Below are 18,426 nucleotides of genomic sequence, written 5' to 3' on the forward strand. Positions count from 1 at the left end.
AAGACGCAGCCCGTCAGGACGCGCCTGCCGGCGACAACGACGGCAGGAAGGCTCCCCGGACAGGCTCGGACACGCGGTCATCGGCACTGAGCAGGCCGCGCCGGACGAGCCTCGGGCGCACGCCCTCTCCGAAGTGGTAGGCCTCTTCCACGTGGGGGTAGCCGGACAGGATGAAGTGATCGAGACCCAGAGCCGCGTACTCCGCGATGCGGTCGGCCACCTCGTCGTGCGAGCCGACCAGCGCCGTGCCGGCTCCGCCTCGAACGAGCCCGACGCCTGTCCAGAGGTTCGGGTAGATCTCCAGCGAACGGGCATCGGTACCGCTGCTGAACGCGGTGCCTCCGCCGTGCAGTTCGAGCATGCGCCGTTGCCCTTCTGATTCCGAGCGGGCGAGGTTCTGCTGGGCTCCGGCGACCACCTGAGGGTCGAGTGCACCGAGAAGCCGGTCGGCTTCGGCCCAGGCCTGTTCCGCCGTGTCCCGCGAGATCACGTGCAGCCGGATTCCGTAGGACAGTTCACGACCCTCGTCTGCGGCGAGCCCGCGGATCCAGTTGAGCTTCTCCGCGACGGCGTCGGGTTTCTCACCCCAGGTCAGATAGGTGTCGGCGTACTTGGACGCGACGGTTCCCGCTGCCGGGGAGGAACCCCCGAAGAACACGGGCGGAAGCGGGTCGGGCTTACGGGCCAGGTGAGCGCCTTCGACCCGCAGATGCTTGCCCGTGAAGTCCACCGGGCCGTCGGTGGTCCACAACTGCCGGATGATGTCGAGGTACTCGCCGCAACGCTCGTACCGGGCCTCCTTGGACAGGAAGTCGCCGAATGCGCGCTGTTCCGACGATTCACCTCCGGTGACCACGTTGAGCAGGAGTCGTCCCTTCGACTGCCACTGGTAGGTCGCCGACATCTGTGCCGACAGGGTGGGGCTGGTCAGCCCCGGTCGCAGGGCGACGAGGAACTTGAGGGTGTCGGTTGTCTCCAGCAGCATCGCGGTGGACAACCACGCGTCCTCGCACCACAAGCCGGTGGGCGTGAGGACGGCTTCGAATCCATTGACCTCGGCGGCACCGGCGAGCTGATTGAGATAACGCAGATCAGCGGGCCGATCTCCGGACATGTCAGAACCGTGACCACCCGCCATCAGATTCCGTGAGTCGCCATACGTCGGCAGGAACCAGTGGAAATGCAGGGACACGGAGGACGCCTTTCTGTTTGTCGGGCGGTTCGTCTGGATCGACCCGTGGTCGACGACGCCAAAAGCCCGGAGTTTCGAACACAGTGTGGGCGGCGTCGACGCGGCGATCCCAGGGTTCGGATCGGTGTGATTCCAAGTCGGCGGTCGCTGCCGCGGCGGGGCTATTCTCGCCGGTGAGCGCGGTGTCGACCTGCGCTCAGATCGTCACGTCCACGACCCCGGTCCGTTGGACAGGTGTCGTCGCCGCTGCTACTTTGACCTTCATGACGAGCAACGGCCACCACATCCCGGAGGTCACCTATGTGACCACCGCGCTGGGATGTCGTCTGCCTTTCGCTCGTGTCCTCTGTTGTCGAATGTCCTGACCCGAACCGCCGCGCTCGCGGCATTTCTCTCAGACATTTCCCCGCCCCGGCCATCGTTGGTCCTGGAGGCGACAACTCGATGAGGACCTTCGATGACTGCAACACTTGACCACCGCATAGCAACACCTGTCCGCCCGTCCGCTCGACCCAATGGCCCGGAGACGCAGCGCAGCGGAGTTCGGCAGGGTGGCCCAGCCGGACCGCGGATCGGTTCGCCTGTTCGGCCCGCTCATCCGCAGCCGGCGCCCGGCCAGCAGAAGGCGCCCGCCAAGTTCGGCGGAACCCGCGCCGGGATCCACGTCGCGACACCTCAGCTTCATCTGTCGACCAAACCGGCGGCAGTTGTCCTACGAGCGGCCCGACTGCACGGCCCGGTGTTCCGTGACGCGGCATCGGCCGCATCGGGGTTGAGTATCTCGACGGTGAACCGTCAGGTCAGCGCCCTGCTGAAGGCCGGGCTACTGCGCGAGCGCGCCGACCTGGCACCCGCGGGCGCAATCGGTCGTCCCCGTCTCCCGTTCGAGCTGAACACCGCCGAATACCTGACGGTGGGCATCCACATCGGTCTCAAGGTCACCTCGATCACCACCCACGACCTGTTTCACCGCGTGGTGGGCGCCATCCAGATCCCGACCCCGGCTGCCGACACCCCCGAGCAAACCCTGACGTCGATCGGATTGAGCGCGAAACGTTTCCTCTCCCGCTGGCAGAACAAGCGTGTGCTCTGGGCCGGGGTGGCGCTGGCCGGCCGGGTCGACAACGGCGGACGTGTGAGCCATTCCCGGTTGAACTGGCAGTCCGCACCTGTCGGTGAAGTACTGGCGTCGGTGATCGGTCTGCCCATCTCGGTGGCGTCGCACGTCGAGGCGATGGCTGCCGCGGAACTCCTGCTCAACCCCCAAGCGGAATTGCTGGTCGATCCAGGTCAAGAAGGCGGCAGCTTCGTCTACTTCTACGCCCGGGAAACGGTGGGTATCGCCTTCACCGTCGGTGGAAGCGTGTACACACCCACCGCCGGGCCGCCGGAGATCGGACATTTCCCCGCAGGCCGCACCGAACTCCTCGACCCGCACCGCACCGGTCGCCTCGAACCGACCGTGAGCGACACCGGTGTGGTCGACGCCGCGATCGCTGCGGGGTTGGCCATCGAGACCGTCGAAGACGTGCACCAGCTCGCTGCCGCAGGAAACGACGTGGCCCGCGCCATCCTGACCGAGAGGGCCGAAGTACTCGGCCGTGCGGTCGGCCTCATCTCTGACATCTTCAACCCCGACCACGTTGTCCTGGGCGGGCAGGCGTTCACGGATGCGCCTTCGACTCTGCCCGTGGTGGCCAGAGCTGTTCGCGAGACCTCCGTGTCCGAGCGACGCGACGTGCGCGTGTCACGGTCGGGTGCCACCGTGCAACAGCAGGCCGCCGGCGCGGTGTCGCTTGATGCGATCTACAGCGACCCGATCGAGGCTCTGTCCCGGAGTCTGTGAAACGCAATCGAGCGGGCCGGATCACCGGCCCGCTCGATGTGCACACAGGGTGTTGCTAGTCCGTGGTGCGCTTGCGGTAAGCACGCAACGCGAACGGCGCGAAGATCAGCGTGAGTGCCACCGACCAGAGCACCGTGGAGAGTTCCGGGTTCTGCAGTGGCCACGGGGCATCGGCCGGTGCCGCCGGTCCATTGCCCCACAATTCGCGCATCGCCTGGACGAGTGACGAGATCGGGTTCCACTCCGCGATGGTGCGCAACCAGGTGGGCATGGGCTCTGTGGGCACAAAAGCGTTGGACAAGAACGTGATCGGGAACAGCAACGTGAACATCACGCCGTTGACAGCTTCTGGCGACCGCATCACCGAACCGATCAAGATGCCGAACCAGATCATGGCGAACCCGAACACCAGCACCAGAGCAAAAGCCAACGCGGCCTTGGCGATGCCTTCGTGGATGCGCCATCCGATGAGCAGACCCGTGATGGCCATGACCACGATGCCGATCGACGAGTGGATCAGCGCTGCGACCGAACGTCCGACCAGAACGGACGACCGTGCCATCGGCAACGAACGGAAGCGGTCGATGATGCCCTTCTCCAGATCGTTGGTGAGACCGAGCGCGACGATGAACGCAGAGAAGGCAATGGTCTGGCCCATGATGCCGGGCAACAGCCACTCTTTGTAGTCGAATCCGGAGCCAGGACTGATCGACGCACCGAACACGTACGCGAACAACAGCACGAACATGATCGGCTGCACCGTGACGTCGGACAGCATCTCTGGCTGACGCTTGGTGTGTAACAGGTTGCGCCGCACCATGACCAGGGATTCTCGGACCAGATCAGGCCGGCCTGCAGCGGATTTCGGGGTGGAGCGGCCGGTGTCGGCGGGTGACGTGGTGGTGGTCATGACTTGTTCTCCTCGTTGTCGGCGTCCTCGGCGCGGTGCCCGGTGAGGGAGAGGAAGACGTCGTCCAGGCTCGGACGGGTGAGTCCGATGTCGTCGACTGCGATCTCACTGCGTTCGAAGATCCCGGCGATCCGGGTCAGGTCGGCGAGTCCATCGGCGCTCGCGGTGAGCTGGCGTGCGGACTCCTCGACGAACACCTCGCCGCTGTTCTCGCGCAGCAACCGGGTGGCTTCTTCGAGATCGTCGGCATGCGAGACCGTGATGACCAGACTGGCCTGCCCGGCTTGTTCCTTGAGTTGTAGTGGCGTGCCGGCGGCAATGATCTTGCCCCTGTCGATGACAACGATGTCGTCGGCAAGCTGGTCGGCCTCTTCGAGATACTGCGTGGTGAGCAGCAGTGTGGTTCCGTCGTTCACCAGCGATCGCAGCACGTCCCAGAGTTCCTGGCGGCTGCGCGGGTCGAGGCCGGTGGTGGGCTCGTCCAGGAAAAGCACCGGTGGCGAGGCCAGAAGGCTCACCGCGAGGTCGAGCCGGCGGCGCATACCTCCCGAGTAGGTCTTGACCACGCGGTCCGCAGCGTCGGTCAGCGAGAACTGCTCGAGCAGTTGGTCGCCGGACCGGCGCACGTCCTTACGGGGAAGACCGTAGAGGCTGCCGATCATCCACAGGTTCTCGCGGCCGGTGAGCAATTCGTCGACCGTCGCAGCCTGACCGGTGAGGCCCATGTTGCTGCGGACGAGATCCGGGTTCTCCCGTACGTCATATCCAGCGATGCGAGCAGTGCCCGACGTCGGCTGACTCAGTGTTGTCATCATGCGGACCGTGGTGGTCTTGCCCGCGCCGTTGGGCCCGAGCAGTCCCAGGACGGACCCCGGTGGAACTGAGAAACTAACTCCGTCGACGGCGCGAACACCGTCGAATTCTTTGACCAGGTCGATGGCTTCGATCGCTAGGTCGGTGGCCCCCGTGGCAGTTGTCATGCGGGTTACCGTATCCACCGACTCTGACATCGGGCCAGCGCTTTTATCGCCGAGCTGGGTCACGGAACACTCCTCTGGTGGATGAAAGCCGAATCAGACAAATCCGGCTTCGGATGGTCTTCTGTCCTGATCAGGTGATCTGATGGTTCACGTTCAAGTGCGCTTGAAGTCAAGGGCTCGTCCCCCGGTGGTCCGTTCATCTTGTATTCGTCTGCGACGGCGACTTTCCGTCGCCCTGTGTCGGACTTCGTCGCCGAGGCCCGCACCCGGCAGTCGTCTCAGGCAACCTGCTGCAGTTTGATCATTGCCCCGAACGGGTCGCCGATCGTGGCGAGTCGCCCGTACGGGGTGTCCTCCGGCGCGGCCACGACAGCCCCACCGAGTTCGACGGCCTCGGCAACGGTTGCGTCGACGTTGTCGGTGCCGATGTAGATGGCCCAGTGCGATGGGACCTCGGACGGCAGGTAGCCGGACGCGTCCATGATCCCGGCGTAGCCTTCGCCCGGCGCCCGGTCGGGCAGACTCAGCTGGCTGTATCGGAACTCGTCCGTGTCCGAGAGGCTGACGACGGGTTTGCCGAGCACCTCGCCGTAGAACTCGACGGCTCGTGGGTAGCCGGTGCTCTGCAGCTCGAAATACGTTGCTGCACCGGCTTCCATGTGCAACTCGAAGCCGGTGTGCCGGCCTGGTTGCCACAAGCCGAACACCGCGCCGTGTGGGTTTGCGCCTGTCTCGGGGTCGCCCCCCGGGTCCGTCACGATCGCCATGGTGCCCTGCTCCGGTATCTCCATCGGATCTTGGAGCACGCTGCCACCCGTGGCGGCGACGCGTTTGACGGCGGCCGCGATGTCGGAGGTCTGAAAGTAGGTGCACCAGAAGTCCGGCATTCCCGGGTCAGGTTTCGGACCGAGGCCGGCAATCAGTTTGCCCTTGTGGGTGAACTGCGAATACCCGCCGAAGCGCTCGTCCATCTCGGTGTGGTCCCAGCCGAACAGGCGGCCGTAGAAGTCCGCGGCAGCGCCGGGGTCGGTACTCGACAGGTCGAACCAGACCGCAACGCCGTCGGAGTGGGTGGGAACTGGCATTTTTGGCTCCTCGGAAGTGTGGAAAAGGATCTCGGGAAGGTAGACACACGGCGCCGCCGGAACTCATCGCGCCGACGGCGAACCGGCTCAGAATCCGCAGATGCGGCTGTACTCGATTGACAGCGCCGCACATGCGGCGGACCATCGTAAGGTGGGCGATCTCAAGATTCGACAGGCGGCAGAACTCCTCGGCCTCAGCGACGACACGGTACGCCGGATGATCAGCGGGGGACAGCTGCCCGCCCATGTCGACGGCAGCGGCCGTCAGGTGGTCGACGGCGCCGACCTGGCCAAGGTCGCGCGAGACCGGGCACCCAGCGTCGTGTCGACCGATGCGCCGGTGGCGCGTTCGGCCCGTAACCGATTCGTGGGCCTGGTCACCGACGTCCGCTCCGACCCGGTGATGAGCCAGGTGACCTTGCAGTGCGGCCCGTTCGAGGTGACCTCGTTGATGAGCACCGACGCCGTGAACGAACTCGGGCTACGGCCCGGGGAGGTCGCGACAGCTGTGGTCAAGGCCACCACGGTCATCGTCGAGACCAGGAGCAGGTGATGGGCCGGCGGAGATCCACGACATCGGTTCGACTCTCCGAGTCGCTCGGTGTGGTGTTCGCTGCCGCCCTGGTGCTCGCAGGGTGCTCGACCAGCGGCACAGAAGGCGCACAAGACGACAAAGCCGGCCTCACCGTGTTCGCCGCAGCCTCGTTGAAGAACAGCTTCACGGCATTGGCCGACGAGTTCTCCGAGACGCACGGCGGCGTCGACGTCTCCCTGAACTTCGACGGCTCCCAGGCGCTTGTCACGCAGATCGAACAGGGCGCCGACGCGGACGTCGTGGCCACGGCCGACGAGAAGAGCATGGCGAAACTGGGCGAGAAGGTGGCTGATCCGCAGATCTTTGCCACCAATGTGCTCACCATCGTCACCGCCCCGGGAAATCCGAAGAACATCCGTACCCTTGCCGACGTGACGAAAGACGGTGTCACGACTGTCATCTGCTCGGTGAGTGTGCCCTGTGGCAGCGCGGCGGCCCTGGTCGAGAAGAACACCGGTATCGACATCAAGCCGAGGAGTGAGGAAACGGCGGTCACCGGGGTACTCGGCAAGGTCCAGACGGGGCAGGCCGACGCGGGACTGGTGTACGTCACCGACGCCGTCGGCGCGGGTGACTCGGTCACCACTGTCGCCGACCCCGCCCTTGCCGCGGTGGTCAACGCATATCCCATCGGGACAGTAGCCGAGTCGGAGAACGCACCTCTGGCACAGCAATTCGTCGAGATGGTCACGAGTGCGCAGGGGGTGGCGGTACTCAAGCGAATGGGCTTCGGGCCGGCGACGTGAAGGCTTCGCAATCCGGTCTCAAGGCCGTTCCGGCATGGTTGTACGTGCCGGCCGCGCTCGGTATCGCGCTGGTGATGCTGCCGCCCATCGCATTGGCGGTGAACACTCCCTGGGACGACTTCTGGGAGAACATCACGTCCGAATCATCCGTGGACGCACTGGCGTTGAGTGTGCAGACGGCCGCGATCAGTACCGTCCTGTGCATCCTTCTGGGCGTTCCGATGTCGATCGTGTTCGCGCGGCGCGGTGGCAGCACCGTGCGCGTGGTGCGTTCGGTGGTGCTGCTACCTCTGGTCCTGCCGCCGGTGGTCGGGGGAATCGGTCTCCTCTACGCCTTCGGGAAGTTCGGCCTGGTGGGCGAACATCTTTCGGCCATCGGAGTCGACATCGCATTCACCACCTCGGCAGTGGTGCTGGCGCAGACCTTCGTGGCACTTCCCTTTCTCGTCATCAGTCTGGAGGGAGCGCTTCGCACCGTCGGGGCGCGATATGAACAGGTGGCGGCCACGCTCGGGGCATCGCCCACCCGCACCCTGTGGAAAGTGACCATGCCACTGGTGTTTCCGGCGCTGCTCTCCGGAATGGTGCTGGCGTTCGCCCGTGCGCTCGGCGAGTTCGGCGCGACGATCACGTTCGCGGGCAATCTCCAGGGTGTCACCCAGACTGCGCCGTTGGCGATCTACGTGGAGTCGATCAGTGAACCGGAGCAGGCGCTTCCGCTCTCCGTGGTGCTCGTCGTGGTCGCGTTGCTCGTCGTGGTGGCCGTGCACGTGCGCGATTCGCGGCGGACGGCTGTGCTGTGACAGGCGATCTGGTCGCGTCGCTGCGCAATGAGCTGCCGGCCATCGACGTCGAACTGACTGTTCCACAGGGGCATACCGTCGCCGTGATGGGCCCCAACGGTGCCGGCAAGAGCACGCTGATGAATCTGCTGGCCGGATTGTCGAGGCCGGGTGCCGGACGAATAGCCCTGGGATCGCGAGAATTGTTCGGCAACAGCACTTTCATGCCTCCACACCGACGCGACGTGTCGATGCTGACGCAGCAGGGACTGTTGTTCCCACACCTCACCGTGAGGCAGAACGTGGCGTTCGGACCGTCGGCGAGGCACCTGCCAAGAGCTCAGATCAGGGCTCGCACCGACAAGTGGCTCGACGCCGTCGGCGCCACCGAACTCGCGGATCGCAAGCCGGCGCAACTCTCCGGAGGTCAGTCACAGAGGGTGTCGCTGCGCGCGCGCTTGCCACCGAGCCGTCGGTGCTGCTGCTCGACGAGCCGTTCAGTGCACTCGATGTGGATGTGGTCCACCGCATCCGGTCGATGCTCCGACAGATTCTCGCGGACCGCGCGCGGATCACGGTCCTGGTGACCCACGACGTCGCTGACGCCGTGACGCTCGCTGACTCGGCGATCATCTTGGCCGAGGGCCGGATCGTGGCGCGTGGCCCGGTCCGTGACCTGCTGGCCAGCCCGATCAACCAGTTCTCGGCGCAACTCGCCGGACTCAATCTGGTGAGCGGAGTCTGGAACGGTGACGTCCTGGAAGCCGCCGGCTTTGCGGTCTCCGGATTGCTCGATGCGCCGATCGCGCCGAGAAGTGCTGTGATGGCGGCCTTTTCCCCGCGCGCTGTCGCCGTCTATCGGGAGCGACCCAGCGGCAGCCCGCGTAACGCCGTGAAGGCCGTTGTTGTGCAACTCGTTCCGCAGGGCGATCTCGCGCGGATCGACGCCCGGGTTGCTGACGGGACGATCCTCACCGCGACCGTGACCTGGTCGGCCGTCGCCGAGCTGGGACTTGTTGCCGACGATGAGGTGTTCCTGGTGATCAAGGCGAGTGAAGTGACCGTGTACGAGAGTCGGCACTGATACCCCCGCTCTTTCGCGTTGGTAATGAACTGTTTCTTGCAGTCTGCGTTTTCGGTGGTCGCCTGCCGATGGCCGGGGATGCGCCCACCCCGATTCTCGGGCATCAGAATATTCCGACACTCATCGGTGATGCATCGAAAGGTGTTACGTTCACCCAACCGGAGAGAACGATGAGACTGCAGTAGTCGGGTGGGTGGCATGGCGTTCGTCGGCGGGGAGGGTACCTGCGTGTCGGCGGCTGCCTGTCTGCGCACCCGACAGTGAGCGGAAGGCCAGACAGATGGCATTGAACGTGTTGAGCAAGCGTGTAACCAGCAGGTGTGCAATCACATTCGCCGTGGTCACCCTCACCGCGGGAACCATGGCGGCGTGCACGTCGACCGATTCCGGTGACGACTCGAACCACCTGCAGGAACTCAAGGACAAGGGTGTTGTCACCGTGGGGTTCGCGGGTGAGGCGCCTTACTCGTTCGAGCAGGACGGCAATCTGACCGGTGCCACGGTGGCACTGCACCGAGAGATCTTCGGGAACCTGGGAATCGAGACCGTCGAGGGTGTGAACGCCGATTTCGGTTCTCTCATACCCGGATTGCAGGCCAATCGGTTTGATGTCGTGAGCGCCGGGATGTCGATCTTGCCGCAGCGCTGCGAGCAGGCCGCGTTCGGTGACCCCGAGTTCAACTACACCACCGCACTGATGGTCACGCAGGGCAATCCCAAGGGGCTCAAAGACATGCAGTCGGTGAAAGACAGCGGCGCCCGATTGGCCACCATGACCGGTGCGGTCGAGTCGGACTACGCCGAGTCCCTGGGGATCGAGAGCACGCAGGTGGCCACGCCGCAGGACGGGATGGATGCCGTCACCTCGGGTCGTGCGGACGTCTTTGCGCTGACCGCCATCTCACTCAACTGGATGAAGACCAACAACCCGGGCGCGCCGGTTGACGTCACCGAGTCCTTCGTGGCGAACATTGACGGAAAGCCGCAGGTGGGTGCCGGTGCCACGGTGTTCCGCACCGATGACAAAGAGTTGCTCGAGGCGTACAACGCCGAACTGGCGAAGATCACGTCGGATCCGCAGAAGTATCTGGATCTGGTCGGCGAGTTCGGCTTCACAGAAGAAGAACTGCCCGATCCCAACCTGACCACTGCCCAACTGTGTGAGGGCGTTTGATCCCGACCGGAGCGGTATCCCTCCGTGGGTGAGAACTTCGACACCTTCCTGGATGCATGGCCTCGCATCCAGGAAGGCATCCTCACGACGATCTACCTGACGCTCGGCGGCGCTGCGCTTGCCTTTGTGCTGGCCCTCCTGCTCGGTCTCGCTGCGGGAAACAAGTACGTGCTGCTCAGAGGTGTCTCCCGCACCATTGTGGAGTTCTTTCGAGGCACCTCCCTACTGGTCCAGTTGTTCTGGCTCTTCTACGTGTTGCCCCTGCTCGGATTCCAGCTCGAAGCGATGTTCTGTGGGATTCTCGCCTTGGGCCTGAACTACGGCGCGTACGGCGCCGAAGTGGTCCGTGGATCCATTGCGGCGGTACCTGCCACCCAGTGGGAAGGCGCTGTGGCGCTGAATTTCTCACCGTGGCAGCGGCTCCACCGCATCATCTTCCCGCAGGCCTGGGTCCAGATGTTGCCGCCGCTGAACAACCTGCTGATCCAGTTGCTGAAAGGCAGCGCGCTGGCCAGTTTCGTTCTGCTGCAAGATCTCACGTATCAGATCGAGCAGCTCCGACGAGGGACCGGCGACACGGTGTTCGCGTTCGGGATCGGTCTGGTTCTGTACTTCTGCATCGCCTACGTGCTGACGCTGGTGATGAACTTGCTGGAGGTCCGCGCGAAGTCGCGTCTCGGGGCGGGCCCATCGATGCGTGAAATCCTGCGGCTGCGCCCTGAGCGGCCCGGCGAGAGCATCGGGGTGGGCCGATGAATGCGCAGTGGAGCTGGGAACGGGCGTTCGACTCGCTGCCGGTGCTGCTCGAAGGGTTCCGGATCACGTTGCTGGCCACCGTGCTGGGCTTCCTGATCGCGGCGGTGCTGGGATTGGCCGTTGCGGTGGTGCGGCACAGTGCTCCCAAAGCGGTGACGGTTCCATTGCGCATGGTCACCGAGTTCATCCGGCTCACGCCACTCGTGGTGCAACTGCTGTTCGCCTACTACCTGCTGCCGCAGTTCTCGGCGTTGCAGATCGGCATCGTTGTACTCGGTATCCACTACTCCACCTACATGGCCGAGGTCTATCGCGCCGGGATCGACGCGGTACCACCGGGCCAGTGGGAGGCAGCGCACGCACTGTCGCTCCCGACGGTGCGCAAGTGGCGGGCTGTGGTGTTGCCACAGGCAATCCGCAAGACCACACCCGCACTGGGGAACTACGCGATCTCGATGTTCAAGGACACCCCGTTCCTCTTCGCCATCACCGTGGTCGAGATGGTCACCGCGGCGCAGCAGTACGGCGCCAAGACCTTTCAGTACCTCGAACCGATCACCATGGCCGGGGTCATCTTCCTCATCGCCAGTTACCCCACATCCGTCCTGATCAGAAGACTGGAGAAGCACCTTGCCTACTGAGGGCACGTCGGGCTCGGCGCGCGACAACAACACACCGATGATCCTGTTGGACAAGGTCGTCAAGAAGTACGGCGACCATGTGGTGCTCGACCATCTGGACTTCCGGGTCACCCGGGGCGAACGGGTGGCCCTGATCGGTCCCAGCGGCTCCGGCAAAACGACCATCCTCAGGTTGCTGATGACCCTGGAGACGCTGGACGGCGGAGTGATCTGGGTCGACGGCGCACCGCTGACCCACCAATACAAGGGGGACAAACTGGTTCGTGCGTCCGAGAAGCACCTGCGTGTGGTGCGCGCCAAGATCGGCATGGTGTTCCAGCATTTCAATCTGTTCCCCAACATGACGGTGCTGCAGAACATCACCGAGGCCCCGATCCATGTGCTGGGCCTGAGCAAATCGGAAGCGACCAGCAGGGCGCGCAAACTGCTCGAGACCGTAGGACTGTCGGACAAGGAGAACGCCCATCCGACAAAGCTTTCCGGCGGTCAGCAGCAGCGCGTGGCGATCGCGCGGGCACTGGCCATGGACCCCGACGTCTTGCTGCTCGACGAGGTGACCTCGGCGCTCGATCCCGAACTGGTGGCCGATGTGCTCGGGGTGTTGCGCAGGATCGCCGAGACGACGGAGATCACGATGTTGATCGTGACCCATGAGATGGGTTTCGCCCGCGATGTGGCCGACCGTGTCCTGGTGTTCGACGCGGGCAAGATCGTGGAAGAAGGCGACCCGGTCGACATCTTCACCAACCCCCAGCAGGAACGTACCAAGACGTTCCTCAAGGCAGTCCTGTCCAAGTGAAGGCCACGACGTCGCGAACCGTCGAACGGTCAGGAGTCGGTGACGTTCGCCGGTTTCCGGTTCGGTTCCAGGCTGCGCGCACGTAATCGCTTGTAGCCCCGCACATTGAGCGGGCCGACGGACTTGAAGAAGAACCGCTCGTCATCGACCGCATTCGCAAACGTCGTGTCGGTGAGTACTGTGCCCGGGCGCGCCGAGCTGGTGAGGCGAGCGGCGATGTTCACGGGTTCGCCGAAGACGTCGCCGAGTCGTGTCAACACGGTTCCGAGGGCAACACCCACCCTCAGCGGAGGCAGGCCGTGTTCGGCCGAGAGGTGTTGCAACGCAATGGCGATCTCGGCGCCCGCCACCGGATCCTCGGTGGAGAACATCACCGCATCGCCGAGCGTCTTGACCACGTGACCACCGCGCGAGTTGACCACCTCGAACGCGTTCGTCTCGAACGTCTCGAGGAGATCGTCGAGTTCTTCCATCCCGATCTTGCGTGAGAGGCTGGTGTAGCCGACGATGTCGACGAAGCCGATTGCCATGGTGCGATTTTCGCCCTCACCCATCGAGAGCGCATTCTGCAGTGCGGCCGACAGGTGGCGGCGCCAGATCAGGATCTGCACCCGCTGAACTGCCTGGAGCATCTGGGCGAGGTCCGGACTGTCGGCGGCCCGCATCCGCTCGGCGATGTGGTGTGCCTGCCATTCGGCCAGCCGCGACATCGTCTGGCCGAGAGCACGTGCCATCCCGATCTCGAACTCCTCGGGCTGTGCCTCGTCGAGACCATGGACGAGTTGCAAGGCCTGGACATCGTCGGCGGTGAAGAGGGGTTCGTCGGTCTTGTCCATGGCGAACCCGAAAGCGGTCCACACCCGGTCGGCGAACTCGGTCGGGATGTTGAGTGCGGCGGTGACGTCTTCACGGGTGAACAGTCGCTTGCCGCCGAGCAGCAGCGATTCGATCGCTTCAGCGGAGACATCCGACTCGTCGGTCATGACATCGGCGTCCGAGAGGGATCAGTTGCCGCAACCGCGGGCAGGCCCAGTACGCCTTTCATCAGGTACGCGAGCAACGCAGGCATCTCGGGCCGAGTCCAGTTGCGACGCAAGCGCATGGCGTCATTGGCGATGGTCAGTGCTGCGTGCACGGTCAGTGCGGCCTCCGGGCTTGGAAGGTCGGTCTCGATCTGCTCGACCAGGTTCACCCATCGTGCCACGTACCTGCGTTGGTAGAGGATGAGTTCGCCATTGTCGAAACCTTCGAGAACACTGCGGCTGTTGAACGAGACCGACAGGTCCGGAGCGGAGGTGAGGACCTGGATGTAGGAGTCGACGAGCAAGGACAGCAGAGCTGCGGGGTTGTCGGCCACCGAGTACGCGGCGATCGCGCTGGCCTCGAGGCGGTTGGCGCTGCGCTGGCTGATCGCGATCAGGATCGCTTGTTTGCTCGGAAAGTGCTTGTAGACACTGGGGCCGGTGATACCCACGGCCTCGCCGATCTCGTCGACACCCACGGTGGCGAATCCGCGCCGCTGGAACAGTTCGGCGGCCGCGTCGAGGATCTCGTCGCGCCGGCCGGCGGGCTCGGCGAGACCCGCAGGCGGAGGTGCGATGGCGGCTGCGTGATCGGGGGTCATCTCCACCACCCGGCCGACCAGCGTCACCAGACGTGCGATGGCGCGTGAGTTCGAGATGCGGGTGCGGTGTACGGACACACTGCCGTTGACGCTCAGGATGGTCCACGCCAGTTGGTCGACATCACGTGGGGACAAGTCGGTGCGGTGACCGAAGACCGCCCCCGACCACCGGTGCAGCACGGTGCGGGTACGCCGGGCTACCTCGTCGTTCTGCTCTGGGGACAGGTGGGCGGTGGACCAGCGCCAGAGGGCTGCCGAGTTCGGATTGGTGACGCCGAGCGCACACAGCTTCTCGATGGCCTTGCCGATCGGGATCTGGCCGTCGGCCGCGGGGGAGAGGGCGGTGTCGGTGCATTGCTCGATGTCCTCGACGCCCGACATCACCGCGGCGAACAGGATCGCCTGTTTGTCGGCGAAATGACGGTAGATGGAGGGGCCCGTGACGCCTGCGGCCTTGGCGATGTCCGCAACCGAGACGTGGTCGTACCCTCGCGCCAGGAACAGTTCGGCCGCGCGGTCGACCAGCTGGCGCTTGCGATCGGCGGGCCGACTCTGGCGCTGGGGGCGCGAGACGGGTGTGACGTCGGGGTTGGTGGACATTGTGAATCCACCCTAGCTCATGAAGGCGCTATTGAATGCTGCTCTGTACTCGGGGTATGGTCAAATAAGTTACAGCGCGTTAGCCTCATGTAGCTGGAGGAATATCAGCGAGGCGAGCGCCCGCGAACATCGCAGTTCATTTGAAAGGAAACCTCAGCGTGACTGATGCATACATCTACGAGGCCATTCGTACGCCTCGTGGCAAGCAGCGTAAGGGCTCGCTGCACAGCGTGAAGCCCGTCGACCTCATCGTCGGCCTCATCAACGAACTCAAGGTCCGCTTCCCGGACATGGATCCCGCCGACATCGACGACGTGATCCTCGGTGTGGTTTCCCCCGTCGGCGAGCAGGGTGCGGTCATCCCGCGTACCGCCGCCCTCGTGGCAGGACTGCCGGACACCGTGCCGGGCACCCAGATCAACCGCTTCTGCGCCTCCGGCCTCGAAGCCACCAACCTCGCGGCCCAGAAGGTCGCGTCAGGCTGGGACAACCTGGTCATCGCCGGCGGCGTCGAGTCCATGTCGCGCGTGCCCATGGGCAGCGACGGTGGCGCGATGTTCACCGACCCCGCCACGGCCTACGACCTCTACATCGCCCCGCAGGGCATCGGCGCCGACCTGATCGCCACCATCGAAGGTTTCTCCCGTGAAGACGTCGACGCGTACGCCGCCGAGTCGCAGGCGCGCGCCGAGGCCGCATGGTCGGGCGGATACTTCGCCAAGTCGGTTGTGCCGGTCAAGGACATCAACGGCGTCACGCTGCTCGACCACGACGAGCACCGTCGTCCCGGCAGCACTGTCGAGAGCCTGGGCAAGCTGAAGTCGGCCTTCGAGGGCCTGGCCGCGATGACCGGCTTCGATGACGTGGCGCTGCAGAAGTACGTCAACGTGGAGAAGATCAATCACGTTCACACCGGCGGCAACTCGTCCGGCATCGTCGACGGTTCAGCTCTGGTGCTGGTCGGCAGCGAAGAGGCAGGCAAGCGCGCCGGCCTCACCCCGCGCGCCCGCGTCGTGGCCACCGCACAGACCGGCAGCGACCCCACGATCATGCTCACCGGACCCACCCCGGCCACCGAGCTGGTACTCAAGAAGGCCGGACTCACCGTCGAGGACATCGACGTGTTCGAGCTGAACGAGGCGTTCGCCTCGGTTGTCATGAAGTGGCTCAAGGATCTGAAGATCCCGCACGAGAAGACCAACGTCAACGGCGGTGCCATCGCGATGGGCCACCCGCTCGGCGCAACCGGCGCAATGCTGGTGGGCACCGTGCTCGACGAGCTCGAGCGCACCGGTGGCCGCTACGGCCTGATCACGTTGTGCATCGGTGGCGGCATGGGTGTTGCCACCATCATCGAGCGTGTCTGACCTCCGGACTTCTTCCCCTTCGCCAGAAAGAGCTTTGAATACCTATGACTGACAACATGATCGGCTGGGAGCAGGACGGCGACGGCGTCGTTGTGCTCACCATGGACGACCCGAACCAGGGCGCCAACACCATGAACGACCTGTACAACTCATCGATGGCGGCAACTGTCGACCGCCTCGAGGCCGAGAAGGACAACATCTCGGGCGTGATCCTCACCTCGGCGAAGAAGACCTTCTTCGCCGGCGGTGACCTCAAGGACATGACGTCGGACCGCAGTGGTGTGGACAAGGCCGAACTGGCCACCCAGATCACTAACAACGCCAACCAGATGAAGGCAGTGCTGCGCCGGCTCGAGACCCTCGGCAAGCCCGTGGTCGCGGCCATCAACGGTGCCGCACTCGGTGGCGGCCTCGAGATCGCGCTGCACACCCACTACCGCATCGCTGCCGACGTCAAGGGCATCAAGATCGGTCTGCCCGAGGTCACCCTGGGTCTGCTGCCCGGCGGTGGCGGCGTGGTCCGTACGGTTCGTCTCCTCGGCCTCCAGAACGCGTTGATGAACGTGCTGCTGCAAGGCCCGAGTTTCAACGCCACCAAGGCGAAGGAAACCGGTCTCGTGGATGAGGTCGTCGGTTCGGTCGACGAACTGATCCCCGCTGCGAAGGCGTGGATCTCGGCGAATCCCGAAGCAGCACAGCCGTGGGACACAAAGGGCTACAAGATGCCCGGTGGCTCACCGACCAGCCCGTCGCTGGCCCAGATGCTCCCGGCCATGCCCGCCCTCCTGCGCAAGCAGCTCAAGGGTGCCCCGATGCCGGCGCCGCGTGCCATCATGGCTGCCGCGATCGAGGGTGCATACGTCGACGTCGACACCGCGGACATCGTGGAAACGCGCTACTTCGTGTCGCTGGTTACCGGCCAGGTCGCTCAGAACATGATCAAGGCGTTCTTCTTCGACCTGCAGGCCATCAACGGTGGCGCATCCCGTCCCGAGGGTTTCGAGAAGTACACCGCCAAGAAGGTCGGTGTCATCGGCGCCGGCATGATGGGCGCGGCCATCGCGTATGTCTCGGCCAAGGCCGGCATCGAGGTCGTCCTCAAGGACATCAACATCGAGGCCGCCGAAAAGGGCAAGAACTACTCGGTCAAGCTGGAGGAGAAGGCTCTCTCGCGTGGGAAGACCACCCAGGAGAAGTCCGACGCGGTGCTCGCCCGCATCACCCCGACCACCGATGCGGCCGACTTCAAGGGAGTCGACCTGGTGATCGAGGCGGCCTTCGAGTCGGTGGAGGTCAAGCACCAGGTGTTCCAGGAGATCGAAGACATCGTCGAGCCCGACGCGGTCCTCGGATCCAACACCTCCACGTTGCCCATCACCAGTCTCGCCGAAGGTGTGAAGCGGTCCGAGGACTTCATCGGAATCCACTTCTTCTCGCCGGTCGACAAGATGCCTCTGGTGGAGATCATCAAGGGCGCCAAGACCTCTGACGCCGTGCTGGCGAAGGTCATCGACTACACCCTGCAGATCCGCAAGACCCCGATCGTCGTCAACGACAGTCGTGGATTCTTCACCTCGCGGGTCATCGGTACCTTCATCAACGAGGCCATCGCGGCTGTCGGCGAAGGTGTGGAGCCCACGTTCATCGAGCAGGCGGGCGCACAGGCCGGCTACCCGGCTCCGCCGCTGCAGCTCATGGACGAGCTCACGCTCACCCTGCCGCAGAAGATCCGCAAGGAAACCGAGAAGGCACTCGCCAACGAGGGCAAGCCGGTTCCCCAGCACGGTTCCAATGCCGTGGTGGACAAGATGGTCGACGACCTCGGTCGTCCCGGACGCTCCGGCGGCAAGGGCTTCTACGAGTACGACGAGAACGGCAAGCGCGTCCGCATCTGGCCGGGTCTGCGTGAGGCGTTCAACTCGGGCACCAAGGAGATCCCCTTCGAGGACATGAAGGAGCGGATGCTCTTCGCCGAGGCCCTCGAGACCGTCAAGTGCTTCGACGAGGGTGTGCTGGAGACCGTGGCCGATGCGAACATCGGCTCGATCTTCGGTATCGGATTCCCGGCCTGGACCGGCGGCGTGATCCAGTACATCAACCAGTACGAGGGTGGCCTGCAGGGCTTCGTCGACCGCTCACGCGATCTGGCATCGAAGTACGGCAAGCACTTCGAACCGCCGCAGTCGCTCGTCGACAAGGCAGCCAAGGGCGAGAAGTACTGACGCTCCCGGTGATCGAGGACTGA

18 protein-coding genes are annotated in these 18,426 nt (G+C 64.5%); 12 read left to right on the forward strand and 6 right to left on the reverse strand.

The features are described 5' to 3' along the window. Positions 1-13: 13 nt before the first annotated feature. Positions 14-1,192: an LLM class flavin-dependent oxidoreductase gene (locus tag W823_RS53165; RefSeq protein ID WP_023962405.1), complete on the reverse strand. Its 1,179-nt coding sequence runs from the start codon at positions 1,190-1,192 to the stop codon at positions 14-16. Positions 1,193-1,649: 457 nt separating this feature from the next. Here W823_RS53165 and W823_RS53170 point away from each other — a divergent pair, with 457 nt between their 5' ends. Then, complete coding sequence (locus W823_RS53170; protein WP_023962409.1) at positions 1,650-3,038, forward strand: ROK family protein; 1,389 nt, start codon at positions 1,650-1,652, stop codon at positions 3,036-3,038. Positions 3,039-3,093: 55 nt separating this feature from the next. Here the strand turns inward: W823_RS53170 and W823_RS53175 are convergent, their stop codons facing one another. The 3 genes from W823_RS53175 to W823_RS53185 all read right to left on the reverse strand — a co-directional run bounded on the left by W823_RS53175 (position 3,094) and on the right by W823_RS53185 (position 6,013). Then, a complete protein-coding gene (locus tag W823_RS53175) occupies positions 3,094-3,948 on the reverse strand; it encodes an ABC transporter permease (protein ID WP_023962411.1) in 855 nt (284 codons plus the stop codon). Further along, positions 3,945-4,928, reverse strand: a complete 984-nt coding sequence (locus W823_RS53180; RefSeq protein WP_023962413.1) for a daunorubicin resistance protein DrrA family ABC transporter ATP-binding protein — start codon at positions 4,926-4,928, stop codon at positions 3,945-3,947. Before W823_RS53180 ends, W823_RS53175 begins: the two co-directional genes overlap by 4 nt. A 278-nt stretch (positions 4,929-5,206) precedes the next feature. Then, positions 5,207-6,013 (reverse strand): VOC family protein, encoded by an 807-nt coding sequence (locus tag W823_RS53185; protein WP_023962415.1) that lies wholly within the window; start codon positions 6,011-6,013, stop codon positions 5,207-5,209. A gap of 100 nt (positions 6,014-6,113) precedes the next feature. Here W823_RS53185 and W823_RS53190 point away from each other — a divergent pair, with 100 nt between their 5' ends. The 9 genes from W823_RS53190 to ehuA all read left to right on the forward strand — a co-directional run bounded on the left by W823_RS53190 (position 6,114) and on the right by ehuA (position 12,590). After that, a complete protein-coding gene (locus W823_RS53190) occupies positions 6,114-6,566 on the forward strand; it encodes a molybdopterin-binding protein (RefSeq protein ID WP_023962417.1) in 453 nt (150 codons plus the stop codon). Continuing rightward, entirely contained in the window at positions 6,566-7,354 is a 789-nt protein-coding gene (gene modA / locus W823_RS53195; protein WP_023962419.1) for a molybdate ABC transporter substrate-binding protein, read from the forward strand. The genes W823_RS53190 and modA overlap by 1 nt, the downstream gene beginning before the upstream one ends. Before the next feature lie 74 nt (positions 7,355-7,428). After that, the gene (locus tag W823_RS53200) at positions 7,429-8,157 is read left to right on the forward strand and encodes an ABC transporter permease (protein WP_152538183.1); all 729 of its coding nucleotides are present in this window, start codon (positions 7,429-7,431) and stop codon (positions 8,155-8,157) included. Next, positions 8,154-8,723, forward strand: a complete 570-nt coding sequence (locus W823_RS59765) for an ATP-binding cassette domain-containing protein (protein WP_369792671.1) — start codon at positions 8,154-8,156, stop codon at positions 8,721-8,723. Before W823_RS53200 ends, W823_RS59765 begins: the two co-directional genes overlap by 4 nt. Then, complete coding sequence (locus tag W823_RS59770; RefSeq protein ID WP_369792672.1) at positions 8,612-9,220, forward strand: TOBE domain-containing protein; 609 nt, start codon at positions 8,612-8,614, stop codon at positions 9,218-9,220. Before W823_RS59765 ends, W823_RS59770 begins: the two co-directional genes overlap by 112 nt. A 280-nt stretch (positions 9,221-9,500) precedes the next feature. Next, on the forward strand, positions 9,501-10,394 hold the full coding sequence (ehuB, locus tag W823_RS53210) for an ectoine/hydroxyectoine ABC transporter substrate-binding protein EhuB (RefSeq protein WP_023962423.1): 894 nt from the start codon (positions 9,501-9,503) through the stop codon (positions 10,392-10,394). Positions 10,395-10,418: 24 nt separating this feature from the next. Further along, entirely contained in the window at positions 10,419-11,150 is a 732-nt protein-coding gene (gene ehuC / locus W823_RS53215) for an ectoine/hydroxyectoine ABC transporter permease subunit EhuC (protein ID WP_023962425.1), read from the forward strand. Next, entirely contained in the window at positions 11,147-11,791 is a 645-nt protein-coding gene (gene ehuD / locus W823_RS53220; protein WP_023962427.1) for an ectoine/hydroxyectoine ABC transporter permease subunit EhuD, read from the forward strand. Before ehuC ends, ehuD begins: the two co-directional genes overlap by 4 nt. 37 nt (positions 11,792-11,828) lie before the next feature. Further along, a complete protein-coding gene (gene ehuA / locus W823_RS53225) occupies positions 11,829-12,590 on the forward strand; it encodes an ectoine/hydroxyectoine ABC transporter ATP-binding protein EhuA (RefSeq protein WP_023962429.1) in 762 nt (253 codons plus the stop codon). Positions 12,591-12,619: 29 nt separating this feature from the next. On the opposite strand, the gene W823_RS53230 is transcribed toward ehuA, so the two are convergent. Then, positions 12,620-13,573 carry an adenylate/guanylate cyclase domain-containing protein gene (locus W823_RS53230; protein WP_023962431.1) on the reverse strand — a complete coding sequence of 318 codons (954 nt, stop codon included), beginning with the start codon at positions 13,571-13,573 and terminating at the stop codon, positions 12,620-12,622. Then, positions 13,570-14,814 carry a TetR/AcrR family transcriptional regulator gene (locus W823_RS53235; protein WP_023962433.1) on the reverse strand — a complete coding sequence of 415 codons (1,245 nt, stop codon included), beginning with the start codon at positions 14,812-14,814 and terminating at the stop codon, positions 13,570-13,572. Before W823_RS53235 ends, W823_RS53230 begins: the two co-directional genes overlap by 4 nt. A 158-nt stretch (positions 14,815-14,972) precedes the next feature. Between W823_RS53235 and W823_RS53240 the strand changes: the two genes are divergently transcribed. Both W823_RS53240 and W823_RS53245 read left to right on the forward strand, forming a co-directional pair. Next, positions 14,973-16,181: an acetyl-CoA C-acetyltransferase gene (locus tag W823_RS53240; protein ID WP_023962434.1), complete on the forward strand. Its 1,209-nt coding sequence runs from the start codon at positions 14,973-14,975 to the stop codon at positions 16,179-16,181. Positions 16,182-16,225: 44 nt separating this feature from the next. Continuing rightward, positions 16,226-18,403 carry a 3-hydroxyacyl-CoA dehydrogenase NAD-binding domain-containing protein gene (locus W823_RS53245; protein ID WP_023962436.1) on the forward strand — a complete coding sequence of 726 codons (2,178 nt, stop codon included), beginning with the start codon at positions 16,226-16,228 and terminating at the stop codon, positions 18,401-18,403. Positions 18,404-18,426: the final 23 nt, after the last annotated feature.

The organism is Williamsia sp. D3, assembly GCF_000506245.1.
Classification (GTDB): Bacteria; Actinomycetota; Actinomycetes; order Mycobacteriales; family Mycobacteriaceae; genus Williamsia; species Williamsia muralis.